The organism is Nostoc mirabile CHAB5784, from assembly GCF_020829645.1.
Lineage (GTDB): Bacteria > Cyanobacteriota > Cyanobacteriia > Cyanobacteriales > Nostocaceae > Nostoc > Nostoc mirabile.
This window is the reverse complement of record NZ_JAIVFS010000024.1, coordinates 93,929-105,855: the sequence shown is the minus strand read 5'-3', so window position 1 is coordinate 105,855 and position 11,927 is coordinate 93,929. Positions and strand designations below refer to the sequence as shown.

14 protein-coding genes and 2 pseudogenes are annotated in these 11,927 nt (G+C 41.8%); 13 read left to right on the top strand and 3 right to left on the bottom strand.

The window, feature by feature from the left end; genetic code table 11:
- Positions 1-110 precede the first annotated feature (110 nt).
- Positions 111-251 (bottom strand): hypothetical protein, encoded by a 141-nt coding sequence (locus LC653_RS47915; RefSeq protein WP_443689857.1) that lies wholly within the window; start codon positions 249-251, stop codon positions 111-113.
- Positions 252-734: 483 nt separating this feature from the next.
- Positions 735-2,129: pseudogene (locus LC653_RS17570) on the bottom strand (site-specific integrase).
- Between the two features lie 160 nt (positions 2,130-2,289).
- Here LC653_RS17570 and LC653_RS47345 point away from each other — a divergent pair.
- The 13 genes and pseudogenes from LC653_RS47345 to LC653_RS46840 form a co-directional block, all read left to right on the top strand.
- Positions 2,290-2,457, top strand: a pseudogene (locus tag LC653_RS47345) (nitrogenase molybdenum-iron protein alpha chain); the annotation flags it as partial.
- Positions 2,458-2,687: 230 nt separating this feature from the next.
- On the top strand, positions 2,688-4,223 hold the full coding sequence (gene nifK / locus LC653_RS17565; protein ID WP_229495690.1) for a nitrogenase molybdenum-iron protein subunit beta: 1,536 nt from the start codon (positions 2,688-2,690) through the stop codon (positions 4,221-4,223).
- A gap of 118 nt (positions 4,224-4,341) precedes the next feature.
- Entirely contained in the window at positions 4,342-4,689 is a 348-nt protein-coding gene (locus LC653_RS17560; protein WP_229495689.1) for a Mo-dependent nitrogenase C-terminal domain-containing protein, read from the top strand.
- Positions 4,690-4,773: 84 nt separating this feature from the next.
- Positions 4,774-6,153 (top strand): nitrogenase iron-molybdenum cofactor biosynthesis protein NifE, encoded by a 1,380-nt coding sequence (nifE, locus tag LC653_RS17555; protein ID WP_229495685.1) that lies wholly within the window; start codon positions 4,774-4,776, stop codon positions 6,151-6,153.
- Between the two features lie 175 nt (positions 6,154-6,328).
- Entirely contained in the window at positions 6,329-7,657 is a 1,329-nt protein-coding gene (nifN, locus tag LC653_RS17550; protein WP_229495684.1) for a nitrogenase iron-molybdenum cofactor biosynthesis protein NifN, read from the top strand.
- Positions 7,658-7,701: 44 nt separating this feature from the next.
- Positions 7,702-8,115 carry a nitrogen fixation protein NifX gene (gene nifX / locus LC653_RS17545; RefSeq protein WP_229495697.1) on the top strand — a complete coding sequence of 138 codons (414 nt, stop codon included), beginning with the start codon at positions 7,702-7,704 and terminating at the stop codon, positions 8,113-8,115.
- The gene (locus LC653_RS17540; protein ID WP_229495683.1) at positions 8,112-8,588 is read left to right on the top strand and encodes a NifX-associated nitrogen fixation protein; all 477 of its coding nucleotides are present in this window, start codon (positions 8,112-8,114) and stop codon (positions 8,586-8,588) included. The genes nifX and LC653_RS17540 overlap by 4 nt, the downstream gene beginning before the upstream one ends.
- A 77-nt stretch (positions 8,589-8,665) precedes the next feature.
- Positions 8,666-8,866, top strand: a complete 201-nt coding sequence (locus LC653_RS17535; RefSeq protein ID WP_229495682.1) for a CCE_0567 family metalloprotein — start codon at positions 8,666-8,668, stop codon at positions 8,864-8,866.
- Positions 8,863-9,180: a nitrogenase-stabilizing/protective protein NifW gene (gene nifW, locus LC653_RS17530; RefSeq protein WP_229495681.1), complete on the top strand. Its 318-nt coding sequence runs from the start codon at positions 8,863-8,865 to the stop codon at positions 9,178-9,180. The genes LC653_RS17535 and nifW overlap by 4 nt, the downstream gene beginning before the upstream one ends.
- 10 nt (positions 9,181-9,190) lie before the next feature.
- Positions 9,191-10,000 carry a HesA/MoeB/ThiF family protein gene (locus LC653_RS17525; RefSeq protein ID WP_109012239.1) on the top strand — a complete coding sequence of 270 codons (810 nt, stop codon included), beginning with the start codon at positions 9,191-9,193 and terminating at the stop codon, positions 9,998-10,000.
- A gap of 119 nt (positions 10,001-10,119) precedes the next feature.
- Positions 10,120-10,491 carry a HesB/IscA family protein gene (locus LC653_RS17520; RefSeq protein WP_229495679.1) on the top strand — a complete coding sequence of 124 codons (372 nt, stop codon included), beginning with the start codon at positions 10,120-10,122 and terminating at the stop codon, positions 10,489-10,491.
- 228 nt (positions 10,492-10,719) lie between these two features.
- Positions 10,720-11,019 carry a 2Fe-2S iron-sulfur cluster-binding protein gene (locus tag LC653_RS17515; RefSeq protein WP_229463994.1) on the top strand — a complete coding sequence of 100 codons (300 nt, stop codon included), beginning with the start codon at positions 10,720-10,722 and terminating at the stop codon, positions 11,017-11,019.
- A gap of 111 nt (positions 11,020-11,130) precedes the next feature.
- On the top strand, positions 11,131-11,283 hold the full coding sequence (locus LC653_RS46840) for a FeoA family protein (protein WP_308189097.1): 153 nt from the start codon (positions 11,131-11,133) through the stop codon (positions 11,281-11,283).
- Between the two features lie 324 nt (positions 11,284-11,607).
- On the opposite strand, the gene LC653_RS17505 is transcribed toward LC653_RS46840, so the two are convergent.
- Positions 11,608-11,817, bottom strand: coding sequence for a TOBE domain-containing protein (locus LC653_RS17505; RefSeq protein WP_229495678.1), 210 nt, complete (start codon positions 11,815-11,817; stop codon positions 11,608-11,610).
- Positions 11,818-11,927: the final 110 nt, after the last annotated feature.

Sequence of the window (11,927 nt, the reverse complement as noted above, 5' to 3'; positions counted from 1 at the left end):
GGCGGCTACCTAGAACATCGAAGCAAAACACCAATTGGTATCCAGGTACTGTGGCGAGGTTGGTTAAAATTACACGACCTCTGTGAAGGTTGGCAGCTTGCAAAACAGACTTAACGGGAAAAGTCAGTTGGTTCAACGGGAGCCAAATTACCAGCCAACATTACAGAAATCGTCTGTTCTTCCCAAATTGCGCCTAGTTGGACACCAATACTATATGGCAGAACGCTGACGCTTGCTCCAGTATCTAACAAGCCTGAAACGTCTACTGATGAGTTACGATAGGTTAATATTAATGGTAGCTTTGGCAGCGCATCAGGAACACCAAATGTATCGTATTCCTCAATTTCATTAATGGGCTACCTGAACAGTTAAGTGACAGATTATGTATTGTGGCCAGAGTTTACAAGAATATACCTCATTGGCATGGGTTTTTAATTAATGACGAATATTTATTTTTGGGTAGAACAGATTGGTCATTCTTAAGAGATAAACCTAAGCTTACCGTAGGTCAAAATAAGTACAGATATTTTGATCGTAGTAGTAGTACAGGCATTGAGCGAATTGAACTATTCAAAGATTGGCATAAATACTACCTTCAGTTTGGCTCTGAGCCTCTTCCTTCAGCACAACCCAGTAAAGTGAGATAAATACGATTACTTTTGTTGTCAGTTTGGTAGTAAGTAGGGTGCATTGTTCTGAGAGACAATGCACCCTATCAAATTTTATTAGCCAATTTAACTCCGGTTATAAACCGACTCAATTTTCAACTTCTCAATCTCTAATCTCAACTTGTCATTCTCCATCCTCAACTTAGCATTCTCCTCCCTAATCAACTCAATTTCATTCCTCTTACTCAACGCCTGATTAATCGCCAACTTCCGCATATCTAGCGAAAACCAACGCTGATAAGTTTGGGTATGAACTTGTACACTATGCCCCAAATTATCCGCCGCCGCTTTAATTGGGATTCCCAAAATGTGCGCCCGAATTGCCCAAGCGTGACGTAAATCATAAGGTTTAAAATCCAATCCTATCTTGCGAAACCACCAACTAACTCGCTGTGTTAATGCCGTTATATCCGCATGATTAGTGTTATCTTTTTTAGCGATCGCACCCCTTAACATCTCTAAATATTTAGGATTTCTCAAATCAAAATCATCAATCCATTGCATATATAATGGTAATGCTTGTCTCTCACCAGTCTTACAATCCTTATGAACTTTCCATGTCAAGTCTGTATTTTCTTGGCTCAACCACCAATCAATATCAGGATTAATAAAAAGTTCCCGTGGACGTAAACCAAAAACTGCTAACATTCCATACGTCCAGCGCCAAAGTTGCCAGCTATCTTGAACATTTTGATTAACTTGATTACCTCTGGTATTTTGATAATATTCAAACTTAATAATTCCCTCCAATATTTCCGCATCGGTCGGTATATTTCGAGAATTATTCTCAGGAATTTTGGAATATTTAGATAAATCAATTTCGATATTGAATGTCACACAAAATGCTGCGATCGCTCTAGCTGCATTATACTTAGCCCATTCTTTATCGATTTGTTCTATTGAATTTATCAAATTCTCAGCGATCGCTAAATCTTTGGGATTCGTAAATCTCTTTGTTCGGGAAAAGTAATAAAAAAAAGTATGTTCGCTTTTGGTTGTGCGTTTGTGAATTTTAAAATACTCAGTTTCAAATTCTTCGAGTAATTCTTCGATGCTTTTAAAATCTTTTCTAATTGCTTCATTACCTAAATATTTATCATTCCATTCAAAGGTTTTTCGAGCGATTAACTTCCCTAATTCATAGGCTTCTTCCTCAGCCGTCTTGAGTCCATCTAAGTTAGCGGGAATATTCAAACTGAGATTATATTGCTTTCTCCCAGTACCATTACTATCTTTGTCTCCCGGCTTAATTGGTAACGTAGCTCGTAATTGCAGACTTCCATTCGATTCTCTAATTGTCACCTTTGCCTTTGCAGACTTCAAACGCAGATTAACTTTCTCTAATTCCAGTAGTACTTTAGTTCTCATGTGTTCTTTTTGCTGCTATGATTGCAGACTTGAGCCAATAAAACTGCGATCGGTAGATGAAACTGGCTCCAAGTCTGCAAAATAATTACGAATTACGAATTACGAATTACGAATTACGAATTATTTTTCCCCTGGTTATGCATCGCTGTGTTTTTAGCCTATATTTAGCCTAAAAATAAATGTGTTCTCAGCGAACAATGCTTATCGCTGACACTGTTTACTGCAAACATTAGGCTGTTGAAAAGAATTAAACCACAAAAAGGATTACTCCGGCCCTTATCACGGTTATGACGGCTTTGCCATCTTCGCTCGTGATATGGACTTGGCACTCAACAGCCCAACCTGGTCATTAATTGGCGCTCCTTGGAATGAAAAAGCTCAGGCTAAGAAGGCTGAAGCTAAGGCTACGGCTGCCGTTTAGGGAAATCGGAGAGTGAGATAAGTAAGGATAACCTGGGGCTAAAACCCCAAGGGGGAGTTGGGAATCCAAAATTCAAAACTGAAAAATTAAAATTTCTTTTGATTTTTGCATTTTGAATTTTGAATCATATTCCCATCTCCCTTGTACAGACGCGATTAATCGCGTCTCTTCCGCCTCAAATCCTTATTCCTCAATCAGTAAAAGAATTCAGTAAGCTTGGAGATCCAGAAATGCCTCAGAATCCAGAAAAAATTCAAGATCACGTCGAGTTATTCCACCAACCGGAGTACCAACAGCTTTTTGAAAACAAAAAGCAGTTTGAAAACGGTCACGAAGCCGAAGAAGTACAACGGGTTGCAGAGTGGACGAAGGGTTGGGATTATCGTGAAAAGAACTTCGCTCGTGAAGCTTTAACCGTTAACCCTGCTAAAGGTTGTCAACCACTAGGAGCAATCTTTGCTGCTGTTGGTTTTGAAGGTACTCTACCTTTCGTTCAAGGTTCTCAAGGTTGCGTTGCTTACTTCCGCACCCACTTAACCCGTCACTACAAAGAACCATTCTCTGGTGTATCTTCTTCAATGACTGAAGATGCAGCCGTGTTTGGTGGTCTGCAAAACATGATTGACGGCTTGGCGAACTCTTACCAACTCTACAAGCCTAAGATGATCGCTGTCTGCACCACCTGTATGGCAGAAGTAATAGGTGATGACTTACAAGCCTTCATCAACAACTCTAAGCAAGCTGGTTCAGTTCCTCAAGATTTCCCAGTACCCTACGCTCACACCCCTAGCTTTGTCGGTTCCCACATCACTGGTTACGACAACATGATGAAGGGAATTCTTTCTAACCTGACAGCAGGTCATAAGAAAGAAACCAGCAATGGTAAAATCAACTTCATCCCAGGTTTTGACACCTATGTAGGCAACAACCGCGAAATTAAGCGGATTGCTTCCTTGTTCGGCTTTGATTACACAATTCTAGCTGACAACAGCGACTACCTGGATTCACCAAACACAGGTGAGTTCGATATGTATCCAGGTGGAACAAAGCTAGAAGATGCAGCAGATTCAATTAATGCGAAAGCTACAGTTGCTCTGCAAGCACACTCTACCCCCAAAACCCGCGAGTACATCGAGAAAGAGTGGAAGCAACCAACCTCAGTTTCCCGTCCTTGGGGTATTAAGGGTACAGATGAGTTCTTGATGAAACTCAGCGAACTGAGTGGTATCCCCATTCCCGAACAATTGGAAATTGAACGCGGTCAGGCAGTTGATGCCATGACTGACTCTCACTCATGGATTCACGGCAAGCGCTTCGCTATCTACGGCGAACCAGATTTAGTATACAGCGTTGTTGGCTTTATGCTAGAAATGGGTGCTGAACCTGTGCATATCTTGGTTCACAACAGCAACGAAGTATTTGAAGCAGAAATGAAAGAACTGCTTGCTTCTAGCCCCTTCGGTCAACATGCAACTGTTTGGCCTGGTAAGGACTTGTGGCATATGCGTTCTTTGTTGTTCACCGAACCTGTAGACTTCCTGGTTGGTAACACCTACGGTAAATACCTGTGGCGTGACACCAAGATTCCCCTCGTGAGAATCGGCTACCCCATTATGGATCGTCACCACCTACACCGCTACGCCACCATTGGTTATCAAGGTGTGATCAACCTCCTCAACTGGACTGTAAATACCCTGTTTGAAGAAATTGATCGCAACACCAACATTCCTTCTAAGACAGATATTTCTTACGACTTGATTCGTTAGGAATTGCGTAGAAACACAACGTGTTAATTAAGGGGAGAAAATAATTACGAATTACGAATTACGAATTACGAATTATTTCCCCCTTTTTCTTGATAGCATTTACCCAAGGGATTTATAAATGGAAACCATCAATCATACTCACGAACACACTCACACTCATCCTCATCCTAATTACCATCCACCTAACCAGAAAAAACGAGGGTGGTTCCACAATCTTCTTAATCCGTTGCGGCGTGTGGTGGATGAAATTCAGGTTAAAAATAATCGCATTGCTCATCTAATTTGCCAAACAATTCCTTGTTGTTGTCCCTTTGAGCGACAAATTAAATTATTTGGGAAGTCTATTGATATCCCACCACTATGTAAACTCAATCCTTTATATGACGAATTTGTAGGATTGCGTTTCCGCGCTCTATCTTATCTCACCGATGTATGTGGAGAGGATGTCACAAAATACATTTGTTAGTTATTGGTCATTAGTCATTGGTCATTGGTCATTAGTAAATAACAAATGACAAATGACAATTAACAATTCAGCACAAGAAGAGAGATGAAAATCACCCAAGGCAAAATCAACGAGCTGCTGACTGAGACAGGATGCGAGCATAATCAGCACAAACAAACAGAAAAGAAAAATAAGTCTTGCGCTCAACAGGCACAACCTGGCGCGGCTCAAGGGGGCTGCACTTTTGATGGTGCAATGATTGCTTTAGTGCCGATCGCAGATGCTGCTCATTTAGTCCACGGGCCGATCGCCTGTGCTGGTAATTCCTGGGGCAGTCGTGGTAGTCTGTCGTCTGGCCCGCAACTCTACAAAATGGGCTTTACCACTGACTTGGGTGAAAATGATGTCATCTTCGGTGGCGAAAAGAAGCTTTACAAAGCGATTCTGGAACTCAAAGAGCGCTACCAACCAGCAGCAGTATTTGTCTATGCCACTTGCGTTACAGCCTTAATTGGCGATGATATGGATGCTGTCTGCAAAGCGGCGGCTGAGAAAATCGGTATTCCTGTTGTTCCCGTCATTGCCCCAGGATTCATTGGCAGTAAAAATCTAGGCAACCGTTTTGGTGGTGAAGCTTTATTAGAATATGTTGTCGGAACAGCAGAACCGGAACATACAACGCCCTATGATATTAACTTAATCGGTGAATACAACATCGCCGGTGAAATGTGGGGAGTAACACCACTGCTAGAAAAATTAGGCATCCGTATTTTGTCTAAAATTACGGGCGATGCTCGCTACGATGAAATTCGCTACGCCCACCGCGCCAAACTCAACGTCATGATCTGCTCACGAGCGTTGCTCAACATGGCGAGAAAGATGGAGGAGCGTTACAACATCCCCTACATTGAAGAGTCTTTCTACGGCATCGATGATATGAATCGCTGTCTGCGAAACATCGCTGCTAAATTAGGCGACGCTGATTTACAGGAGCGGACAGAAAAGCTGATTGCAGAAGAAACGGCTGCTTTAGATTTAGCGCTGGCTCCCTATCGCGCTCGACTCAAAGGTAAGCGAGTTGTGTTGTATACAGGCGGTGTTAAGAGTTGGTCGATTATTTCGGCTGCTAGAGACTTAGGCATTGAAGTTGTTGCTACCAGTACTCGGAAAAGTACTGAGGAAGATAAAGCCAAAATCAAGAAATTGATTGGCAACGATGGCATCATGCTGGAGAAGGGCAACGCTCAAGAATTGCTACAACTGGTTAAAGACACTCGCGCAGATATGCTGATTGCTGGTGGACGTAACCAATACACCGCTTTGAAAGCTCGGATTCCTTTCCTTGATATCAACCAAGAACGCCATCATCCTTATGCAGGTTATGTGGGAATGATTGAAATGGCGCGGGAACTGTACGAAGCTCTGTATAGCCCGATTTGGGAACAAATACGCAAACCCGCTCCTTGGGACGAGGAGGAAGTTTAATGGCGATCGCAACGTTCCTAGATTCCTTGGTGACAACACCAAATTCTCATCTTTTTCTCTCTGTGTACTCTGCGTCCTCTGTGGTTCAAAAAAATCATTTTTCAACCGCAGAGGCAAGAGAGACGCAGAGTAAAGAGCTTTCACCATGTAGGACATGGGACGAGGAGGAAGTTTAATGGCGATCGTTACCGTTTCTAACAAAGCACTGACAGTTAATCCCCTCAAGCAAAGTCAAGCTTTGGGTGCAACTTTAGCCTTTCTGGGATTGAAAGGGACGATGCCCTTATTCCACGGTTCTCAAGGTTGTACTGCTTTCGCCAAAGTTGTCCTCGTGCGGCATTTCCGGGAAGCGATTCCTTTAGCTACCACAGCGATGACGGAAGTCACTACTATCTTGGGTGGTGAAGAGAATGTGGAGCAAGCAATTCTGACTCTGGTAGAAAAAGCTAATCCAGAAATTATTGGTTTATGTAGTACTGGGTTAACAGAAACTAGAGGAGATGACATCGAGGGTTTTCTGAAAGAAATCCGCGATCGCCATCCAGAATTGAATGATTTAGCGATCGTTTTTGCGCCTACCCCAGATTTTAAAGGTGCGTTGCAAGATGGCTTTGCTGTTGCTGTGGAAAGCATAGTTAAGGAAATTCCTCGCGCAGGTGGACTCAGAACTGAACAAGTCACGATTTTGGCGGGTTCTGCCTTCACACCTGGGGATGTACAGGAAATCAAAGAGATAATTACGTCCTTTGGACTAGTGCCGATCTTTGTACCTGACCTTGGCGCTTCTCTAGATGGACATTTAGAGGATAGTTATAGTGCGGTTACTGTTAGTGGAACTACCTTAAAACAGTTACGAGAAGTAGGTAGTTCTGCTTTTACCCTAGCATTAGGTGAAAGTATGCGTGGTGCTGCCAAGATTCTAGAAGAACGCTTTGGCACACCTTACGAGGTGTTTGGCGAACTGACGGGATTAGAACCAGTAGATGAATTTATCCAAGCATTGGCGATTCTGAGCGGTAATAGCGTACCCGAAAAATACCGCCGCCAACGTCGTCAGTTACAAGATGCGATGCTGGACACCCACTTTTACTTCGGTGCAAAACGAGTTTCTCTCGCGCTGGAACCAGATTTATTGTGGTCAACAGTGCATTTTCTGCAATCGATGGGAGCGCAGATTCATGCGGCGGTGACAACCACGCGATCGCACTTACTAGAACAACTCCCCGTAAAAAGTATCACCATCGGCGATTTGGAAGACTTTGAGAGTCTAGCAGGCGGTTCTGATTTGCTAATTGGTAACTCGAATGTCGGTGCGATCGCAAAACGGCTCTCGATTCCTCTTTATCGTCTAGGATTGCCCATTTATGATCGCTTAGGTAATGGTCAATTTACCAAAGTTGGCTATCGAGGCACGATGGAAATTGTGTTTGGCATCGGCAACCTGTTTTTAGAACAAGAAGAGTCATTAGTCATTAGTCATTCGTCATTAGTAAGTAACAAATGACAAATGACAAAGGACAAAGGACAAATGACAAAGGACAAATTACGATGAAAATTGCCTTCACGACGAGTGACCGAGTTCATATTAATGCTCACTTCGGATGGGCAAAAATGATTGATGTTTACGAAATTACCGATGAGGGATATCACTTCGTAGAAACCCTCAATTTTGAAGGTGAACTCAAAGAAGATGGAAATGAAGACAAAATCACCCCAAAACTTGAGGCAATAGGCGACTGTACGATTGTTTATGTAACAGCAATTGGTGGTAGCGCCGCCGCTCGGTTAATCAAGAAAGGTGTCACCCCAGTGAAGGCGCGATCAGAAGAAGAAGAAATTAGTGAAGTGCTAAATAAGCTAGTGAAAACCCTCAAAGGTAATCCCCCACCTTGGTTGCGTAAAGCTTTACAGCCAAAATCCACAAATTTTGCTGATGAAATTGAAGACGAAGCAACAGTATGACCGCAAATAACAGTGTTAATGGAACTGCTACAACTGAAGTCTTGAACTCACCTTTCCTTAAGGTATTAATCAAACAAATCCGTGGTCAAGACAGCTATGGAGTTTATCGTACTTGGTCGGATGAATTAATTCTCAAACCCTTTATTGTCACCAAACAAAAGAAACGGGAAATCTCCGTTGAGGGCGAAGTTGATCCGATCACTCAAGCTCGGATTATGGCATTTTTTCGAGCTGTAGCTGCTGGGATTGAACAAGAAACAGGTTTGATATCCCAGGTTGTAGTTGATTTGAGCCATGAAGGATTTGGCTGGGCACTAGTTTTTTCTGGTCGTCTTTTGCTAGCTGTGAAAACCTTGCGAGATGCTCATCGCTTTGGCTTTGACTCGCTAGAAAAATTGGCAGAAGAGGGAGAAAACTACGTCAAAAAAGGTCTTGATTTGGCGAAGCGCTTTCCTGAAGTTGGCAAAATTTAATTAGTCATTGGTCATTGGTCATTGGTCATTAGTAAAAGACAAATGACTAATGACAAAGGATGAAGGACAAAGGACAAATGACAATTGAGGAACTACAAGGGCAAATCAGACGCCTCAACAGCAAAGCGGGTCAAATGAAAATGGATCTGCATGATTTAGCTGAAGGTCTGCCAACAGATTACAAACAACTTATGGATGTTGCAGCTGCAACTTATGAAATCTATCGCCAGTTAGATGAACTTAAGCAACATCTGAAAAAATTGGAGAATGCTAAATGACTGGAACTATTGATGAATTCAAGAAGCTCGTAGATGCAGAAGAATTTTTTCAATTCTTTAATATGTCCTACGACTTAGAAGTTGTGAATGTAAATCGTCTACATATTCTGAAAAAGTTTTCTCAATACATTCAGGAAATTGATGATAATTCTCCTGACTTGAGTCAAGAAGAGAAATTAAATCAATATTCTTTGGCTTTGCAAAAAGCCTATCAGGTATTTATCGAATCAACACCCCACGAACAAAAGCTGTTCAAAGTGTTTAACGACAAGCAGAAAAATGTAGTCACACTGACAGAAATCACTTCTGATTAGGAGGTATAAATTGGTTAACCTGACGCCTACCGAATTAGAACGCTATCGTCGCCAAATGATGCTTCCGAATTTTGGCGAAACAGCACAGAAGCGCCTGAAGTCAGCGACGGTTCTGGTGACAGGTGTGGGGGGATTAGGCGGTACGGCGGCGCTTTACCTAGCAGTAGCAGGCGTTGGGCGGCTAATCTTAGTCCGGGGTGGTGACTTGCGGCTGGATGATATGAATCGTCAGGTTCTGATGACTGATGATTGGGTAGGTAAGCCAAGGGTATTCAAAGCTAAAGAAACTCTGGATGCGATTAATCCTGATGTCCAAGTGGAAGCTGTTCATGATTACATTACCCCGGAAAATGTAGATTCGTTAGTGCAATCCGCCGATATGGCTCTTGATTGCGCCCACAACTTTACAGAGCGCAATTTGTTAAATGAAGCCTGTGTGCGATCGCGTAAGCCAATGGTTGAAGCCGCAATGAATGGGATGGAGGCTTACCTGACAACGATTATTCCTGGTGTGACTCCTTGTTTGTCCTGTTTGTTTCCAGAGAAGCCTGATTGGGATCAGCGCGGCTTTTCAGTTCTAGGCGCTGTTTCTGGGACACTAGCTTGTCTAACAGCTTTAGAGGCGATCAAGCTGATCACCGGGTTTAGTCAGCCTCTATTGTCGCAATTGCTGACAATCGACCTAAATCGGATGGAATTTGCTAAACGCCGTTCTCACCGCGATCGCTCTTGTCCAGTATGCGGTAATAGTGCGCCTTGGAGACACGCGCAATCCAATTCGATGGAACCCACAGCCACAGGTATTGCACAAAATAGTTAATTTTCGTCATTAGTCATTGGTCATTAGTCATTAGTGAATAACAAAGGACAACTGACAAAGGACAAAGGACAACCCCACCTGAAATCAGAACAACTAATCGCTACAAATCAGGAGACTTAATGGCCGTTATTTTATCAGAAAAAGCAGAATTTCATCTGCGGGCATTCCTCAAAGGTTCCGCACCCGATGCTAATGGCGCAACTAAAGGTGTCCGCATCTCTGTAAAAGATGGTGGTTGCAGTGGCTATGAATATGCGATCGATATCACCAGCAAGCCCCAGCCAGATGATTTGGTAAGTCAGCAAGGCAAAGTGCTGGTTTACGTTGATGCCAAAAGTGCGCCGTTATTAGACGGAGTTATTGTTGACTTCGTTGAAGGAGTGATGGAAAGCGGTTTTAAATTCATCAACCCCAATGCGACTGATACCTGCAGTTGTGGAAAGTCCTTTAAAACAGACGACGGTACGCCTACTGGTGTACCTTGCAGCTAACATCATTTTGTTAGCGCTAAGTCAATTTTAGAGGCTTCCCATAGACGCACTCCGCAGAGTTTCAATGCTCTCGAGGTAGCTTTTAGTTCGTGTTGCATTCCTTATCCCTATAGAGAAGCCGACTAAGCGTAGCATCTCCGTAAGAAAAAGGGAAGCAAGAAGTAGGATAGGTTGCTCAAAAAATTCGGAAATTAGACCAACTGTATAACGTTTGAGGAGAATCTGAAAATGGCTTCCTACCAAGTTAGATTAATCAACAAAAAAGAAGACCTCGACACCACAATTGAAGTTGACGAAGAGACAACAATCTTAGACGCAGCGCACGAAAACGATATTGACTTGCCAGCTTCTTGTCAAGCAGGTTCTTGCTCTAGTTGTGTTGGCAAGGTCGTTGAAGGTGAAATTGATCAAGAAGATCAAAACTTCCTGGATGACGAACAGATTTCTAAGGGATTCGCTCTACTTTGTGTCACTTATCCCCGTTCTAATTGCACAATTAAGACACATCAAGAACCCTATCTCGTCTAAACTATTATTTTGGTTGCTGCCTTAGGCAATCAAATAAAAGATGAAGAATGAAGGATGAAGGATGAAAATATACTTCCTTCTTTCCTTCACAATTCCTAATTTATAATTCAAATGTTTTCTCCTTTTAGTGTTACTGGCTGTTCATTAGAATTATTAAGAACGGGAGAGCGAGGAATCGTCACCTTCTGTAAAAGTCAAGATGAAACAATCTTGACAAAACTGATATCAATGGGAGTAACACCAGGAAGTAGTATCACTTTATAACAAAACTTTTCCTCATTAATTATTAAAATAAAAAACACATATTTAGCACTAAATATAGAAATTAGTCGTGTTATTTATGTCCGCATTATTGATAATTAATTAAATTAATTAACATCTATATAATATTCTTTTGACAAAATAATTATTATTTCATAATTAAAAAGGTACAGAGCAAGCACTGATTGCAACTACGAATTACGAATTACATTGACCTCACTCCTTTCCTAATTAATTCCAGGAGTGAGGTCACTAAATTTATAGAGATGAATGCAATTTGGTATTACAGACAAAGCCACTTGTAAGAAAAAGAAACTTGCCTATTTTTTAATCAACAGCAACTATTACATCTGATGATTTAATCACGGCATAAGCCTGCTTACCTTCTACAAGTCCTAGCTTTTCCGCCGATGATTTTGTGATTATTGACACTAACTCTACTCCTGGTGCTACTTCTAAAGTTATCTCAGAATTAACTGTTCCAGGTACAACTTTTTTTACAGTACCTTTGAGAGAATTACGAGCGCTAATTTCCATGTTTTTATTTGCTAAGTTTAGCTATTTATACTTTAGTAAATTAGCAAACTTTAATATTAAAAATGTTATTTTTTTAAATATCTTAATAATTCTAAAATAATTCTCATTTG